General features: G+C 63.7%; 15 protein-coding genes. 8 read left to right on the forward strand and 7 right to left on the reverse strand.

Annotated elements, in window-relative coordinates:
* Positions 1-163 precede the first annotated feature (163 nt).
* The 5 genes from K940_RS0100110 to K940_RS0100130 are packed head-to-tail and all read right to left on the reverse strand — an operon-like array spanning position 164 to position 5,981.
* Positions 164-940 (reverse strand): HAD family hydrolase, encoded by a 777-nt coding sequence (locus tag K940_RS0100110; protein WP_051406782.1) that lies wholly within the window; start codon positions 938-940, stop codon positions 164-166.
* Between the two features lie 59 nt (positions 941-999).
* Positions 1,000-2,139 (reverse strand): cysteine protease StiP family protein, encoded by a 1,140-nt coding sequence (locus K940_RS0100115; protein WP_028475844.1) that lies wholly within the window; start codon positions 2,137-2,139, stop codon positions 1,000-1,002.
* Positions 2,136-3,539, reverse strand: a complete 1,404-nt coding sequence (locus K940_RS26380; RefSeq protein ID WP_051406748.1) for a phosphoribosyltransferase domain-containing protein — start codon at positions 3,537-3,539, stop codon at positions 2,136-2,138. Before K940_RS26380 ends, K940_RS0100115 begins: the two co-directional genes overlap by 4 nt.
* Entirely contained in the window at positions 3,536-4,750 is a 1,215-nt protein-coding gene (locus tag K940_RS0100125) for an HpcH/HpaI aldolase/citrate lyase family protein (protein ID WP_028475845.1), read from the reverse strand. The genes K940_RS26380 and K940_RS0100125 overlap by 4 nt, the downstream gene beginning before the upstream one ends.
* Before the next feature lie 13 nt (positions 4,751-4,763).
* On the reverse strand, positions 4,764-5,981 hold the full coding sequence (locus tag K940_RS0100130; RefSeq protein ID WP_028475846.1) for a hypothetical protein: 1,218 nt from the start codon (positions 5,979-5,981) through the stop codon (positions 4,764-4,766).
* A 146-nt stretch (positions 5,982-6,127) separates the two neighbouring features.
* On the opposite strand from K940_RS0100130, the gene K940_RS0100135 reads away from it, so the two are divergent.
* Both K940_RS0100135 and K940_RS0100140 read left to right on the forward strand, forming a co-directional pair.
* On the forward strand, positions 6,128-6,703 hold the full coding sequence (locus K940_RS0100135; protein ID WP_028475847.1) for a TerD family protein: 576 nt from the start codon (positions 6,128-6,130) through the stop codon (positions 6,701-6,703).
* Positions 6,704-6,862: 159 nt separating this feature from the next.
* Positions 6,863-7,960 (forward strand): DUF475 domain-containing protein, encoded by a 1,098-nt coding sequence (locus K940_RS0100140; protein ID WP_028475848.1) that lies wholly within the window; start codon positions 6,863-6,865, stop codon positions 7,958-7,960.
* A gap of 41 nt (positions 7,961-8,001) precedes the next feature.
* On the opposite strand, the gene K940_RS0100145 is transcribed toward K940_RS0100140, so the two are convergent.
* On the reverse strand, positions 8,002-9,390 hold the full coding sequence (locus K940_RS0100145) for a glycosyltransferase family 87 protein (protein ID WP_028475849.1): 1,389 nt from the start codon (positions 9,388-9,390) through the stop codon (positions 8,002-8,004).
* A 198-nt stretch (positions 9,391-9,588) separates the two neighbouring features.
* On the opposite strand from K940_RS0100145, the gene rpsF reads away from it, so the two are divergent.
* From rpsF to dnaB, 5 genes are all read left to right on the forward strand, one after another.
* Positions 9,589-9,876, forward strand: coding sequence for a 30S ribosomal protein S6 (rpsF, locus tag K940_RS0100150; protein WP_028475850.1), 288 nt, complete (start codon positions 9,589-9,591; stop codon positions 9,874-9,876).
* Positions 9,877-9,964: 88 nt separating this feature from the next.
* Complete coding sequence (locus K940_RS0100155) at positions 9,965-10,486, forward strand: single-stranded DNA-binding protein (RefSeq protein WP_028475851.1); 522 nt, start codon at positions 9,965-9,967, stop codon at positions 10,484-10,486.
* Between the two features lie 57 nt (positions 10,487-10,543).
* Positions 10,544-10,795: a 30S ribosomal protein S18 gene (gene rpsR / locus K940_RS0100160; RefSeq protein WP_028475852.1), complete on the forward strand. Its 252-nt coding sequence runs from the start codon at positions 10,544-10,546 to the stop codon at positions 10,793-10,795.
* A 17-nt stretch (positions 10,796-10,812) separates the two neighbouring features.
* Positions 10,813-11,265: a 50S ribosomal protein L9 gene (gene rplI, locus K940_RS0100165; protein WP_028475853.1), complete on the forward strand. Its 453-nt coding sequence runs from the start codon at positions 10,813-10,815 to the stop codon at positions 11,263-11,265.
* 750 nt (positions 11,266-12,015) lie between these two features.
* Entirely contained in the window at positions 12,016-13,752 is a 1,737-nt protein-coding gene (gene dnaB, locus K940_RS0100170) for a replicative DNA helicase (RefSeq protein ID WP_081706086.1), read from the forward strand.
* Between the two features lie 61 nt (positions 13,753-13,813).
* Here the strand turns inward: dnaB and K940_RS26385 are convergent, their stop codons facing one another.
* A complete protein-coding gene (locus K940_RS26385; RefSeq protein WP_081706063.1) occupies positions 13,814-15,331 on the reverse strand; it encodes an MFS transporter in 1,518 nt (505 codons plus the stop codon).
* 32 nt (positions 15,332-15,363) lie between these two features.
* Between K940_RS26385 and K940_RS26390 the strand changes: the two genes are divergently transcribed.
* Positions 15,364-15,957, forward strand: coding sequence for a TetR/AcrR family transcriptional regulator (locus tag K940_RS26390; protein WP_051406750.1), 594 nt, complete (start codon positions 15,364-15,366; stop codon positions 15,955-15,957).
* Positions 15,958-15,979 lie beyond the last annotated feature (22 nt).

The following is a 15,979-nucleotide window of genomic DNA, read 5'->3' on the forward strand; positions in this document are numbered from 1 at the left end:
AACTGCCAGCGCGCCGACGGTCCGACGTCGGTGCGCTGGCGTTTTCATTACTGCGTGTTGGCTCGTCACTGCCGTTGGCTCGTCACTGCCGTTGGCTCGTCACTGCCGTTGGCTCGTCACTGCCGTTGGCTCGTCACTGCCGTTGGCTCGTCACTGCCGTTGACTACTGCGCCGCCGCTGCGTGGAACCAGTCGAGGATTTCTTCGCCCGCGAGGATGCCGGCGGCACGGGTGACCGTGACAGTGGGGTGTCTCCAGGCAAGGTGTTCGAGTTCGCCGTGACGCGGGCGGATGGCGGAATCGGCGGCACACAGCATCTCGGCGTCGAGAGCACCATCGCCTGCAGCCAGTGTTCGTGCCTGCGCGCCGAGTTCACCGCTGCTGCGCAGACGCGCACGGACCTCCGCGACGGCTCGACTCTTACAGACCGCGTCCGGCATGGTGTAGATCTTGCGTCCCTGCTGGGACGCCGACCAGCCACGGGACCGACACCACGCGTCCCATTCGACAAGAAATCCTTCCGGAACGGACTGCGGCTCCACTACCAGGTAGCAGAACAAATGGTCGGCCGTCCGGAATTTCTTCACCCACGAGTCGTCGATGCGGGCACGCAGTCGCCTGCTCACTTCCGCCAGCGTGGCGCCGCCGACGCGCACTGCTGCGTCGATTGCGATGCGCCACCTGGAGTCGGGAACTCCGTCGACCAGGATGTTTCCCCCGTTGCTGGTGATAGCGTAGCGCCACGGCGCACCGGGCAGTCGAATGCGGCCGAACTGTTGGATCGTGCGGGTGGTCGTGGGAACGATCGCCGCCTGTTCGGCCAGGGCACGCATCCGCTGCGCCGCGGTGGTCGTCATGAACGACAAGGGCGCCCCATCGAGGTTCTCGACACAGACTGTCGATACCGACTCGCTACCAGCAGCGTCGTGCGAATAGATCATGGTCCGGTCCAGATCGGTCGCGATCAGGGCGTGTCTTCGTCGCACCGTCCGAAGCGAATTCACCGGTGCACGTCCTTGATCAGGCCCATACACGAGTAGGCCAGGTCGCCGACGACCTCCAGCGGAACTCCTCGCGCAGCGGCAAGCATGCGGATATGGGCGTGCTCGGGTGCGTCGGCCTCGCGCAGCAGCACCCGCCACGGCACCCGCCGCAGCAGCACGCGAGTGGTCTCCCCGACTCCGGGTTTCACGAAGTTGACGCTGCTGATGCCGTACTGGCGCCGTACTTCCTCCACCGACGCCCACCCGGTCCACGTCGGCGTACGATCACTCGCCCGAACTGCCGCGACCTGGGCGTCGACCCGTTCGCGCACCGCGCCGAACGCCTCGCTCACGGTGTCGAGAAAGTGCTTGGACACATCGTCGTCGGCCAGCTCACGATAGAACTTGGCCCCGTGGAAGTCCTCGATGCCGATCAACGCCTCGTTCAGCACAGTGCGCGAAATCAAACCGGATACGGTCGAATTGAGACAGGCCGAGGCGATCAGGAAGTCGTCTCGTGTTCCATAGGTTCGCACGCAGTGCCCTGGATCGGCCAGCACCGCCAAATCGCTGTCGAATCGTGGACCACCCGCTGCGCGATAGTCGTCCAACGCTGCGGCCAACTCCCGGGCTATCGCGCCCTTGCCGGTCCATCCGTCCACGAAAACGATGGTGTCCGGATCGTGGTGTTGGGCCAGGTATTCCAGAGCAACCCCGTCGATGCCACGATCTCGCACGATGGACACCGCATAGTGCGGCACCATGAGGCTCGGTCGCCGCGCCTGCAGCCAGCGGCGCATCAGGATGCCGATCGGCGTGCCCGCCCGCGCGAGCGATACCAGGACGATGTCCTCGCCCCGTTCGGCGACGACGAGTTCCGACACCGTCGCCACCGCGAGCGCAAGACGCTCGGCGCTGGCCACGAGCACGTCGTCGAACAACGCCCGGTACGACGCGTCGGGCTGGTACTCGATCGGCAGGGACTCCGCATAGTGCGCGGCACCGGCCTGGATCTTCCGCTCCCGCTCGGCGACGTCGGCTTCGAGCGCGACGTCCGACAGGTTCTTCAACAGCCAGGAAACGTCGTCGGCTGCATACGATCCGAACTCCGGACCGTGCAACGGCGCCGGTAGCACCCGCACTGTCGCACCCGTCACCGTCGACTCCCGACCCCGGCATCCGGCGCCGAGATTCGGTGGTCGTGCAACCGGCGTGGGTCGGCCTCCCGCAGCACTGCGAGCAAGACGTCGGCACCGGAGGAGGTCAACACGTCGATCAACCCACCCTCGGCCATCAGCTCCGTGGTGTCGGCAGGCGAGTCGACCACGACGACGAGCACCGGATCGGCCGTCGGCCGCGCGGCTGCCGCACCCGTGGCACGGCAGACCGCATCGGGCATCTCGTCGGGCCACCGCGCGTTGTACAAGAACCGCGGCGCCACGTCGCCCGGCTCCGGAGCAACGAAACGGAACCCACGTCGCAGCGGATACCCGGGCTCGTCCAGCACGTACGCGGGCGAGCGCGTAGTGGTTTGGAAGCGGGTCGCCGTTCCGGTGTCGGCGAGCAATGCCGCCAACCTCAAGGGGAGGTACATCAACTCTTCGTGCCCGAGCACGATTACGGGACGGTCCGTGAAACCGGCGTCCAATCGCGTGGTCAATGCGGCGGCCGCAGCCGCCAACGCCGCTTCGAACGCAGTGGCATCGGATGCGAGCATCCCATGCCGGCCGCCTTCCGGCACCGCGGCCGGCCAGGGTAGTTCCATACGATCGAACCCACCGGGATGCCCGGCAACCGGATTGAGCCGGGGCGCAGGCAAGGCGCTGACCGCGTCGATCAACCCATCGGGCAACGACGCCCGACCGGTAGCCAGACACACCGTGTCGATACGAACGTCGAGCGCTGCCGCGGCGGCGGCGAAACGCCTACGGTCGGCTGCGTCACGCAAGTCGACCAACGATGCCAGGATGTAGTGAGCGCGCGGCGAGAAGGCGTGCAGCGCCCGAATCGCGTCGATCATCGTCGCACCGGTGGAGATTTCATCGTCGACCAGCACCAACGGCAGATCGTTGACGAAGATGTCGGCCGGTGTCGGCTGTAACAGGTGCGAGGTGGCGTGCGAGTGCCCCTCCTCGAACCCGGCAAGCGTCTGCGCGTGTGGCACCTCACGTCGGGTCGAATGCAGGTAGCAGCTCGCGCCGATCCGCTCCGCGACGCAGTGGCCCAATCCGGTCGCGGTTTCCGCGAATCCGAGCACCACCGCATCCCGCCGACCGAGCGTTTCCCGCACGAGATCGCCGAGGCGTTCTCCCGCGCCGAGTACCAGGCGCGGATCGGTGGGCAGGTGCTTGCCCAGCACGGTGGACACCAACAGATGAGCTCGACGCGGATTGTTGTGCCGAATCCCCGGCTGCACGAGGGTCCGCACCGAGAAGCGATCCGAGTGCGATTCGGTCGCATCGTGGAGCGCTTCCGGGTCATGACACAGATCTATGCCAAGATTTCTTGTTGCCCAGGGTTTTTCACTGTGTTCACGCTCGGTTGCACGCTGCTTCATTCGGTAACCAATGCGGTCAGCAGATCCACGAAAGACACTCCCTTGTTCGCCACACCGAAGACACGGGCGCGCAGCAGAGTCTGCCGCGCCCAGCTGCGATGCGGCCGCATCTCGTTCATCTTGTTCCGGTAACCGGAGGCTGCTACGCCCCCGACGTCGGCCCGCAGGATATCCAATGCGTCCGAGTACTCTTCATGCGTCACGACCGACAGTGCGTGCACCGCGGCCACGTGCGATGGATGAATCACCGTCTTGCCTTGGATGCCATTGGCCCGATCCAGGGAGATCTCGCGCAACAACCCATCCAGATCTCGACTGACGAGATACTGCCGGAACGGGACGGCGTCGGACTCGGCGAAGGGCGCGGTGCGCAACAGCGGACGGAACATCCGCTCGTGATCGGCGAAGTACTCCCACACCGGCCCGGTGATGACGAAGCCCGTACCATCGGCGCGGCCCAGGTAGTTCACGATATCGGCGATCACGTCGGCAACCACGCGCACGTCGTAGATCGTGAGATCGCGATCACGGCGAATACCGAAGGTCGAGCACATATCGGTCGCGCCCACGCGTACCGCGAGAACCCGTTCTCGATGCGCGGCCAGCAATGCCGCGATCCGCGTCAGCTCGTGGTCCCGGGTTTCCCGGTGTACCAGCACAGGCGACTCCAGCACCGGCATCCCGTACAACGGTCGGTTCACCCGCTGCGCGGCCGCACGCAGGGCATGCAGATACCGCGGTCCGGACACGCTGTCGAACTTCGGGAAGACGAACCCGGTCAACGCCTCGATGCCCGGGCCGACCTGGTCGAGGAGCTCGGTGATCGTATCCGCATCACGCACCCGCACGAACAACAGCGGATTGGCGTCGGGGCTCATCGCGAGCATGTCCAACGCAGCGACGGTCTGCTGTTTGGCATACGCAACCTCGTGGTCGGCGACCGCATCCTCGAGGTCGATCACCATCGAACACACGCCGTGCAGAGCGCGCTTGCGGATCGTCGATGCGAGGTCGGTTCTGGTGGCGGGCGCGTACAACGTCGCTCCCAGTCCGATCGCGAGCGACTCTCGGTCGGAGTGGTCGTCGCCGAACGGTTCCGGCTGCTGGTGGAACAAGCGCCGCACCTCGGGACCGTGTAGCTGCCGGAAGTGGCGTAGCGGCAGTTGCTTCCGCAGGGATACCTCCTGCTGGACGGCGATGCCCGCGGTCATCGTTGCCCCATTCTCATTCTCGTCGTGGTCCTGGTTGTTTTCTCATTCGATCCACTACGCCGCCGATGAACTCGGTGATCGCTTCCAGCTCCCGTACATAGGCCCAGTAGTCGGGATGTCGACCCGACAATGTCTCTCCGATCCGGTCGATGCGGGCAGCCTGTGCGTCGAGCACCGAACCCCATTCGCCGACCAGCCCACGGCTCACGGCGAGCATTTGCGCATGCCGCAGCCGGAATCGTACGTCCTCGGCCGGTTCTTGCGAGCCGGACTCGATCTCACGAAGTAGCGTGAGCCGCTTGGTGACAGCGACGATCTTCTGTTCGGCCTCGGTGAGGGACCGACGCGCGGATGTGGTCAGCTCGAGTGCACGCTCCGGGTTGTTCTCCGCGGCTGCCGCCAACGCCCTGTCGAGGTCCGCGTTCGCAGACTCGATGGCCTGCTGGCTTTCCCGCTCATTGTCGACCAGATCAGCCGAACTCGCAGCATTGAACTCACGCAGCAACGCGGAGAAGGCCGGCGCGATCTCGGCGGCCTTGTTCCGAACGGCGGTAATTCGAATCGTCACCGAACCGATGGCCACGTTCGCCTCGCTGGCCCGAGATGGAGCCTGCTCCAACGCATCCCTCAATGCTGTGGTCGCCGTCTGGAGGCCACGCACCGCCGCGTGCACGCTGTCCGCCCCGGCGTCGGAACCCACCGATTCCAGCGTGACCATCGCCGCATCCACCGCGGCTGCAGCATCGTGAACCGAAGGATAGTTTACGAATGGCGATTCGGCGGCTGGGCCGCGGACCTGCGCAGCAGCAACCTTCGCTTCCAGCATGAGCCGTGGTAGCGCACCGTGCACGGCTGCCGCCTCGTCGAGTCGAGTCCGGTGGTCACGATAGAACTCGTCCACCGCGCGGGCCGCGTCGGTCAGCTGCGCGATCGTGTCGGCGACGCGGCGCTGCCCGTGCGGAATCGAGGTGCCCTCGCGCTGTCCGGTCTCCAGTTCCTCGCTCAGTGCAAGGTAGACGCCCGCCGCGCTGTAACATCTGTCACGTATGGGTTCCCACTGCGCGCCCGTTCCCCACTGCGGATATACCTGGTCGGCGGCATTCACCGCTGCCTCGGCCGCGCTCTGGCGTCTGTCCAGGTCGAGGAAGGCTGCAGCCAGCGCCGTGCGAGCTTGCTCGATCCACCTGCCGTTTCCCCGAGGTCGGAACCATCCACGTCTTCCACGCGCCACGCCCCGATGGTAGGAGATCCATCCTGTTCGGCGACCGCTGCGCCAGTTCCTACGCAAGTCAGCGGAAACCTACTACTGTCGTATGGCGTACCCGGCGATTCGGACATGCTGGGGACCAACAACGGACTATCGAAAGGGAACCCCGCATGGGTGTCAGTTTGTCCAAAGGCGGCAATGTCTCGCTGACCAAGGCGGCGCCTAACCTGACCGCAGTTTCGGTCGGTCTCGGATGGGATGTGCGGACGACCACCGGCACCGATTTCGACCTCGATGCCAGTGCCATCGCGACCGGCGCGGACAAGAAAGTCGTGTCCGATCAGCACTTCGTGTTCTTCAACAACCTCCGTTCACCCGAAGGAACGATCGAACACGCCGGTGACAATCTCACCGGTGAAGGTGAAGGCGACGACGAAGTGATCAATGTCGACCTGGCCAACACTCCGCCGACGATCGAGAGTGTCTTCTTCCCGGTCTCGATCTATGAGGCCGACTCTCGCTCGCAGTCGTTCGGCCAGGTCCGCAATGCGTACATTCGCGTCGTGGACCGCAGCAGTGGCGAAGAACTGGCTCGCTACGACCTCAGCGAGGACGCATCGACCGAGACCGCCATGGTCTTCGGCGAGTTGTATCGCAACGGCCAGGAGTGGAAGTTCCGCGCGGTCGGCCAGGGGTACGCCTCCGGTTTGGCTGGCATCGCGCGTGACTACGGCGTGAACGTCTGACGATCACACCGCTGTGCGCGGGGAGCCCGGCAGCGGGCTCTCGGCGTATATGCTCCGGCGATCGGGCGAGTCCGGAACGTGTTGGACATCCGGCTGTTCAGCAGCCACGCTGGTGTGGAAACCCTTGCCGACTCATTTCACTTCAGGAAAGGCCCCAGCGTGGTCCTGCGCATATTCGGCATGTCCCTCCTCGTCACGGCCGCCTCACTGGTCATCGCGACCCTGTACGGTGGAGCGACTGCACTCGCGCTCGTTGCGATCCTCGGCATCCTCGAGGTATCGCTCTCGTTCGACAACGCTGTGATCAACGCCACTGTCTTGGAACGAATGAGTGCGTTCTGGCAGCGGATATTCCTCACCATCGGCGTCCTGATCGCCGTTTTCGGCATGCGCCTGGTCTTCCCACTCGCCATCGTGTGGATCACCGCCGGGTTGGACCCGGTACGAGCGTTCGATCTCGCGCTCAACCCACCCCCGAACGATGCGCTGACCTTCCCGGACGGCAGCCCGAGCTATGAGAAGCTGCTGACCGACGCGCACCCGCAGATCGCTTCGTTCGGCGGTATGTTCTTGGCGCTGTTGTTCCTCAACTTCGTCTTCGAAGACCGTGAAATCACCTGGTTGAGTTGGCTGGAGCGGCCACTGGCCAAGGCCGGCAAGCTCGACATGCTCTCGGTGGTGGTCGGTGGTACCGGCCTGATCCTCACGGCGGAATTCGTCGCCGATGACGCCCACCGTGCAACCGTTCTCGTCGGCGGACTGCTGGGCATGATCACCTATATCGCGGTCGATGGCCTCGGTTCGATGTTCCACACCGAAGCCGACACCGATGGTCCATCCGAATTGGCGAAAGCGACCGGGAAAGCAGGTTTCTTCCTGTTCCTCTACCTGGAAGTACTCGACGCGTCGTTCTCGTTCGACGGCGTGATCGGCGCATTCGCCATCACCTCCGATCCGATCATCATCGCGCTGGGTCTCGGGTTGATCGGCGCCATGTTCGTCCGGTCGATCACGGTGTACCTGGTGCGCAGGGGCACACTGTCGGAGTACATCTATCTGGAGCACGGCGCGCACTGGGCGATCGGCGCACTGGCGGTGATTCTGCTCATGTCGATCGGTGTACACGTCGACGAGATCATCACCGGCCTGGTCGGGGTCGCCTTCATCGGGGCGGCGTTCATCACCAGCGTCCTGCGCAACCGCCGGATGGACGACAAGGAACTCGACGACGAACGGGAACCGGCGCCGGTCGGCTGACTGCAGCGAGCACGTCCTGCGATCCGGCTACGGAGGCGGTGTCAGGACACGGCGACCAGTTCGCGACCGACGGACCGCGGCGGGGGAGATCTCCATGCTCGGCGCATGCGCGATGGCGCCCACAAGAACACGAAGAACAGCACGATGAGCAGAATCACCCGACCCCAGACTCCGAATTGGACGATGCTCTCCATCACATCCACCGAGACGCCGGTGCCAATGGAATAGAAGTAACGAAACACCCCGATCCCCACCGTCGCATCGGCGGCGAAATAGCTGCCGACCAGCCACCATGGCACCTCCAGCACAACGAGGAACGGCACCAACCACAAGGTGTACTGAGGGGAGTGCACCTTGTGGAACAACAAGAATCCACACAGCATCGCACCGCTCACGCCGACCCAGGGGAAGACACCGGTCGTCGAGTATCGCCGCCAGCCCAGCCACATCGCCAGTGCGAACGCGGCGAATACCAACAGCGGCGAGGCGACCGAAACCATCTGCTGAAATGCCGGCTCGCTGTACGCTTCCGGTCCGAATATCGGCCGAACCCCCCAATACCACAGGGAATTCGTGGTGATATCGGCCTGCCGTAGCTGCTGAAAGGTGATCGACGCGCGCCAACCCGGATAGCCGATCACCGCGAACGGCAGATTCACCGCGAGCACGGTGCCCATGGCCGCGAACGCGGTCCACGCTGCGCCGGCGACGTCCATCCGGCGACCACCGTCCGGGTCACGGACGCCACCCCTGGTCAGCACGTATACCACCAATGGCAGTACGAAGATCCCGGGGTACAGCTTCAGACAGAACCCCAGCCCGAGCAGCACACCAGCGGCGATCGCACTGCCACGAAACGAGTGTCGAGGCGCCGCCGCCATGATGTAGATCGCGGCCACCGCCATGGCGACCACCGGGAGTTCCCAGTTGTGAAAGGCGTACAGCACCAACGGAGGACCGGCAGCCCACAGCAGGGCCGCTGTCCCGCAGAGCCGAGCCAACATCCACGCAACCATCAGCGCGAACGGCGCCAGCAACAACGCCGAGTGTCGCAGGAATTGCGCGTCGTTGTCCGCCCCGAGCGCGCCCATCCACATCAGCACCCCACTGAGCACCGGATATTCGACTGCGCCCCCGACCAGCGCGCCGTCGGTGGTGATTCCGCCAGCCACATAGGGAAAGACGTGCTCGTTGATATCCCTACCGAGCCACAGGAATTGGATGTCCGAATAGCAGACATCCGAATCCTTGACGGCATCGAACACGGCACTACGGCCGTCCTCGCCGAACGGCGCCCCCGCGCAACGCGCCTTGTTCACATACGCCCCGGCGAGAGTGAGACCACACAGCAGCACCACCACCACGGGCAACGTCAGACGATGTCGTACCGGGCATGCGGACAGTGCGCGTGCGACGAGTCCGGTCGGCATGCAACAACCCTAAGCGCACCGCACGGGCCGTGACGCACATCCGCGCCGATGCGCGCCGACCGTCTCGGCGACGCGGAGCGCACCGGGGGGTTTCGCCGCTCATCGCCCGTTCGGGTACTCTTGCCAGGTTGCTGACGCAACGACCTCCTGCCACGGACCGTCCGTGGCCGTTTCCAGTCCACAGGAGGTGATTGGTCTATGCGTCATTACGAAGTAATGGTCATCCTCGATCCCAGCCTGGACGAGCGCACTGTCGGTCCGTCATTGGACACCATGCTCAGCGTCGTCCGTACCGACGGCGGCAAGATCGACAAGGTCGACATCTGGGGCCGTCGCAGGCTTGCCTACGAGATCGCCAAGCGTGCCGAAGGCATCTACGCAGTGGTCGATCTGACCGCCGAGCCCGCGACCGTCAGCGAGCTCGATCGCCAGCTCGGTCTCAACGAATCGGTGCTGCGCACCAAGGTTCTGCGCCACGACAAGTAGTCCGGCAACGCTCGTTCACGTCGGAGCCCGTGCCTAGGCTCTAGCACGACAGCGAGACCCGAACTGCAGACCGAGCAGGAGGAATCACATGGCAGGCGACACCGTCATCACCGTCATCGGAAATCTGACGGCCGATCCGGAGCTTCGATTCACGCCCGCGGGACAGGCGGTAGCGAATTTCACCGTAGCTTCGACCCCGCGCGTGTTCGATCGCAATGCGAACGAATGGCGCGACGGCGATGCGCTGTTCCTGCGATGCAACATCTGGCGGGAAGCGGCGGAAAACGTGGCCGAAAGCCTGACCAGAGGTTCCCGAGTCATCGTGAGCGGACGGCTCAAGCAACGCTCCTTCGAAACGCGCGAGGGCGAGAAACGCACGGTCTTCGAACTCGAGGTCGACGAAATCGGCCCGTCCCTGCGCTATGCCACGGCGAAGATCAACAAGATCAACCGCAGCGGCGGCGGAGGTTTCGGGTCCGGCGGCTCAGGCGGCTACACCTCCTCGGGCAGCGCGGGCGCTCGGTCCGGCGCCAACGAAGATCCATGGAACAGCGCTCCCAAGGCGGGTTCCTTCGGCGGCGGCCACATGGATGACGAACCGCCGTTCTGAGAACGGCCACAATGGCCCGCTCCATCCGGGCCACCGATACCTATGGAGTAGATGACCATGCCCAAAGCGCCTGCGCGCGAAAAGGTGCTCAAAAAGAAGGCTTGCTCGTTCTGCAAGGAGAGCAAGTCCGGAAATGTCACGATCGACTACAAAGACACCGCACTACTGCGCAAGTACGTCAGCGACCGCGGAAAGATCCGCGCCCGCCGGGTCACCGGAAACTGCGTGCAGCATCAGCGCGATATCGCAGTTGCGGTCAAGAACTCGCGTGAGGTTGCCCTGCTGCCCTACGTGTCGACGGCTCGCTGAGAAAAGGAGACACGCGAATGAAGCTGATTCTGACCGCTGATGTGGACAACCTCGGCGCTCCGGGCGACACCGTCGAAGTGAAGGACGGCTACGGTCGCAATTACCTACTGCCGCGGGGCTTGGCGATCGTGGCCAGCCGGGGCGCACAGAAGCAGGTCGAGGGCATTCGCAGGGCGCAGGAAGCTCGCCGAGTTCGTGACCTGGATCATGCCAACGAACTGAAGCAGGCCATCGAGGGCCTGGAGTCGGTCGGGCTCGCGGTGAAGACCGCTGGTACGGGCAAACTGTTCGGCTCGGTGACCCAGTCGGATGTGGCAGCGGCCCTCAAGGCGGCAGGTGGCCCCATCATCGACAAGCGCAGCATCGAACTGCCGAAAGCGCATATCAAGACCACCGGCAAGCACACTGTCGCGGTGTACCTGCACCCGGATGTGGTGGCGAAGTTCGATCTGACCGTCACGGCTGCCTGAGTTCGACCCGACGCCTCGGGGCGGATCGCCGCCTCGAGTGGGCCGGCTCGTAGGTATTGCATCGAGGACGATTCCTGGCGCCGGACAGTGTTCCCCGATCTATTAGTAGCTAATTGTTTGCTAATAGATCGAGGCGGATTGGTGGACCTGCTACGCGGCACATCGAAAGCGCCTATCGCCCCGCCTGTGGATTACTTGCGCATCGACCTGTCCGAAATGTGAGCTGCGTCATTATCGAGACGGGAGTTGTTCACCCGACACGCCCGGCCGTTCAACTGAACGACACGCCGAATCGGTATTAATCCACAGTTGGAGAAATCCAAAATATCGCCTCTATCTGCGTATTCAATCAATACCACTGCCATTTTCCCCAAGTTGTACACAAGGGGTGCACACGTTCGGCGGGGTTCTCTACCCAGGTTATCCACAGCTGTGTGCACAGCGGGCTTTGCGTGCTGCTGTCCGGTCGCCTAGGTTCGTCGCATCCCCGCACGCGCAGCACCGCGATCTGCATGTCGGCCGGCTCCTTCAGCGATAACTACCGGCCGCGCCGGACGTGGTGAAACCCGTGCGGGGCACCCGTGTCGAACTACCGGTGTCGACACCGAACAACAGAACGAGCCGACAGGGCGGAACCGGTCGAGGTAGAGAGGACGGTCGAGTCTGGTGACAACCACCGATGACCGCGGGCATCCGGACATCCCGCCCGAACCTCCCGGCGAGGACTTCGGCCGCCAGCCGCCGCACGACATGGCCGCCGAGCAATCGGTGCTCGGCGGCATGTTGTTGAGCAAAGACGCCATCGCCGATGTCGTCGAAGTGATCCATCCCGGCGATTTCTACCGTCCCGCCCACCAGGCGGTCTACGACACGATCCTGGATCTCTACGCGCGAGGGGAACCCGCCGACCCGGTGACCGTCGCCGCCGGGCTCGAGCGCCGTGGCGAACTCAAGCGCATCGGCGGCGCGCCGTATCTGGTCACACTCACCCAGACCGTCCCTACTGCAGCGAACGCCAGCTACTACGCCGAGATCGTTGCGGAGAAGGCTGTTCTGCGGCGCTTGGTCGAAGCCGGCACCCGCATCGTCCAATACGGCTACGCCGGCGCGGACGGTCAAGACGTCGCCGAAGTGGTCGACCGGGCCCAGGCCGAGGTCTACGATGTCACCGAGCGGCGCACCAGCGAAGACTTCCTTCCCTTGGAAGATCTGCTGCAGCCGACGATGGACGAGATCGACTCCATCGCCAGCCGCGGCGGCATTTCCCTGGGCGTCCCCACTGGCTTCACCGAACTCGATGAAGTAACCAATGGACTCCACCCCGGTCAGATGATCATCGTCGCGGCACGACCCGGCGTCGGCAAGGCCTTGGCGTTGGACACGCCACTGCCCACACCCACCGGCTGGACGACGATGGGCGATGTCCGCGCCGGCGACGACCTGCTGAGCCTCGACGGCCGACCCGCCCGCGTGGCGGCAGCCACCGAGGTGATGGTCGACCGCCCTTGTTACGAGGTCGAATTCTCCGATGGCACCGTGATCGTCGCCGACCGCGAACACCAGTGGGTCACGATCACCGGGTCGGAGAATCCGGCGCCGTCGGTGCGAACGACCGGCGCCATTGCCGGCAGTATTCGCGCGGCGGACGGCAGTCCGTATCATGCGGTGCCACCCACCGTGTATTCCGAATCGCGCCATATCGTCGACGTCCGCAGAATCGACACGCGCCCGGTTCGGTGTGTCGAAGTCGCCACCGCCGACCACTTATACCTTGCCGGTAAGTCCAAAGTGCCCACGCACAACTCCACATTGGGTATGGACTTCATGCGCAGTTGCTCGATCAAACACGGACTCGCCAGCGTCATCTTCTCCTTGGAGATGAGTCGTACGGAGATCGTCATGCGGCTGTTGTCGGCCGAGGCCAAGATCAAGCTCGCAGATATGCGATCGGGCCGGATGAGTGACGACGACTGGACCAAGCTCGCTCGGCGCATGAGTGAGATCAGCGAGGCGCCGCTGTTCGTGGATGATTCGCCGAACCTGACCATGATGGAGATTCGGGCGAAGGCGCGGCGACTCAAGCAGCGTCACGATCTCAGACTCGTCGTGGTGGACTACCTGCAGTTGATGACCTCCGGTAAGAAGGTCGAGTCCCGCCAGCAGGAAGTCTCGGAATTCTCCCGAAACCTGAAGCTACTGGCCAAGGAACTCGAAGTCCCGGTGGTCGCGATCAGTCAGCTCAATCGGGGTCCAGAACAACGCACCGACAAGCGACCCATGGTCGCCGACCTGCGCGAAAGTGGCAGTTTGGAGCAGGATGCCGACATGGTCGTCCTGCTCCACCGACCCGATGCCATCGAGCGAGACGACCCACGCGGGGGTGAAGCCGATCTGATACTCGGCAAGCACCGCAATGGCCCGACCGCGACCATCACCGTGGCCCATCAACTGCATCTGTCGCGCTTCGTGGACATGGCTCGCGGCTGACATCCATCGCGTAGACTCTCGAATCGCGTGCCATATTCTCAGTCGCGATGTCATGCCCATGTCATTTGTGATATGAGATCGAGAATCCAGGCGCTCCGTCAGAACCCTCGACAGGCCGATCCGCCCGTAGCAGCCTTGTCTGCGGTGCGGATGAACTGGCAACAGCCGAGCGCGGAGTAGGTTCGGCCAATTCGTCGCCGACCCGGCTTCTGTTCCACAGGGCCAATACGGCAATCAGTCCAAGCCCGGTCACTGCACTGGCTATCGCGCCGATACCACGCGGACTGTCGACAGTGGCCATAGCTGCAATTCCCAAGACGACACCGGTCTGGCGAGCGGCGCCTTGTGCGCCTTGAGCCGTTGCAGCGACAGCTTTCGGAGCGGACATCGAAATATCCGCGGTGGTCGCCGGAATTGTCAGTGTTCCACCGATCGCAAGGAATGTTCCGAGAGCAACAGCGATCGCATACGACGTGCTTGCATCTGCAAAAATCAAGCCGACGGAACCAAGGATGCTTATCACTATGCCACCGAATATGACCCGTTGCGTGCCATAGCGTGCGATCAATCGCCCCGTGATAAACGGCAGTATGCACATTGGCAAAGTCATTGGCAAGAATGCGAGCCCCGTGTGAAGAGGAGACATCCCCTTCTCGGTGACCATCCAGATGGTCAGCCCGAAGAGGCATCCGTAGAAGGCGAAGGCAGCTACCGCTACTGCGGCCATGTCGGCGATCACCCGGGGTGATGCGAGAAGCTGTGGTGGCACTGCGGGTACCTCGGCCCTTCGCTCAACAACTACGAGCACTGTGAGCAACGTGAGCCCCAAGGCGAAAGCCGATACCGAACCCACGCTGGTCCACCCGGCCACTCCTGCGTGGATGATGGCGAAAGTGACCGAGGCCAGGCAGCACATCGACAAGACCAATCCGGCGATGTCCAGCTGCCGAAAGTCAGACGGGCGTGCGCGGCTGAGGCTCCGACCAAGGAGTACGACGATGGCTGTGACGATCGGGTTGATGAGGAAGATCAAGCGCCACCCTGACAGTTCGATCAATGCGCCGCCAGCGACCGGACCTAGCGCGAATCCGACGCTACTCATGGCTGCCCACACACCGATCACACGGGATCGTTCCGCTGTATCGGGGAAGTGGGATGCCAGCAGTGCAAGCGAAGCGGGAACAAGCCCGGCTGCGGCCGCGCCCTGTAGTGCTCGTCCTCCGATGAGCACCGCAGGCGTCGTCGCTGCAGCGCATATGATCGAGAAAGCCGCAAACAGGATGATGGACGTCAGGTATACCCGGCGGGGTCCATACCTGTCGGCCAGCGATCCCGCAGCGAGCAGCATTCCGGCGAATACCACCGTGTACGCGTCTACCACCCACGGCAACACCGCCGCCGATGCGTGCAGATCATCTCGGATGTCGGGCAAGGCGATGTTCAGTATGGATACGTCCAGAACAACGAGGAAGTTGCCCCCGACTAGGCCCGCAAGCAGCAGCCAACGCGGCATCGTCCTCACAGGCTCCCCGTCTCCGGCCCTCATTAGTGAAGCGTTCACTACGTCCATGGCGAGCATTTATACCCGAAGCGACTGCTACATTCAATGGCGTGCCGAGACCACCGGACCATCAGAAGCGCGAGAAACTCCTGCGGGCTATCCGGGCCTACATCAGTGAAAATGGCCTTGCCGACCTATCGCTCCGGCCGCTAGCCGCCGCATTGGGCACCAGTGACCGCATGCTGATCCACTACTTCGGCACCAAAGACAATCTCCTGGTGCAGGCACTCGCCGCCCAGAATCCCGGCTTTCATCGGGCGTTCGATGATGTGCACGATCTGCCCTCGTTACACGCGAGCCTGAGGAGGCTGTGGCAGTCGATGACGGCCGGTGCCGATGTTCAATCGACACGCATTCTCCTGCAGGCGATGGGAATTGCGTGCGTACAACCCGGCCCGTTCACCGAATACGTCACTACCATGTTCGATACCCTCACGGACTCACTGACGAACGCCCTTCGGGAGTGCGGAGCCCCCGGCGATGACGCTCGCCTGCGAGCAACCGTTCTGGCGGCAGGGTTTCGCGGCCTTCTCTTCGACCGGCTGATCACCGACGACAAGGACCGCACCGACGCCGCCGCCGAGAAGCTCATCTGTGCAAGCACCCTCGACGATGGGCTGTGGCACGCGGGTGACCAACCCTGAAGCGCGGGTAGTTCCGTAAGAC

The organism is Nocardia sp. CNY236 (assembly GCF_000482385.1).
In the GTDB taxonomy this organism is placed as follows: Bacteria; Actinomycetota; Actinomycetes; order Mycobacteriales; family Mycobacteriaceae; genus Nocardia.

Excerpts from the sequence above, each read along its gene's own strand:
- K940_RS0100110 (WP_051406782.1), bottom strand. The coding sequence starts at position 940 with ATGATCTATTCGCACGACGCTGCTGGTAGCGAGTCGGTATCGACAGTC.
- K940_RS26380 (WP_051406748.1), bottom strand. The coding sequence starts at position 3,539 with ATGAAGCAGCGTGCAACCGAGCGTGAACACAGTGAAAAACCCTGGGCA.
- K940_RS0100125 (WP_028475845.1), bottom strand. The coding sequence starts at position 4,750 with ATGACCGCGGGCATCGCCGTCCAGCAGGAGGTATCCCTGCGGAAGCAA.
- K940_RS0100135 (WP_028475847.1), top strand. The coding sequence starts at position 6,128 with ATGGGTGTCAGTTTGTCCAAAGGCGGCAATGTCTCGCTGACCAAGGCG.
- K940_RS0100145 (WP_028475849.1), bottom strand. The coding sequence starts at position 9,390 with ATGCCGACCGGACTCGTCGCACGCGCACTGTCCGCATGCCCGGTACGA.
- rpsF (WP_028475850.1), top strand. The coding sequence starts at position 9,589 with ATGCGTCATTACGAAGTAATGGTCATCCTCGATCCCAGCCTGGACGAG.
- K940_RS0100155 (WP_028475851.1), top strand. The coding sequence starts at position 9,965 with ATGGCAGGCGACACCGTCATCACCGTCATCGGAAATCTGACGGCCGAT.
- rpsR (WP_028475852.1), top strand. The coding sequence starts at position 10,544 with ATGCCCAAAGCGCCTGCGCGCGAAAAGGTGCTCAAAAAGAAGGCTTGC.
- rplI (WP_028475853.1), top strand. The coding sequence starts at position 10,813 with ATGAAGCTGATTCTGACCGCTGATGTGGACAACCTCGGCGCTCCGGGC.
- dnaB (WP_081706086.1), top strand. The coding sequence starts at position 12,016 with ATGGCCGCCGAGCAATCGGTGCTCGGCGGCATGTTGTTGAGCAAAGAC.
- K940_RS26385 (WP_081706063.1), bottom strand. The coding sequence starts at position 15,331 with ATGCTCGCCATGGACGTAGTGAACGCTTCACTAATGAGGGCCGGAGAC.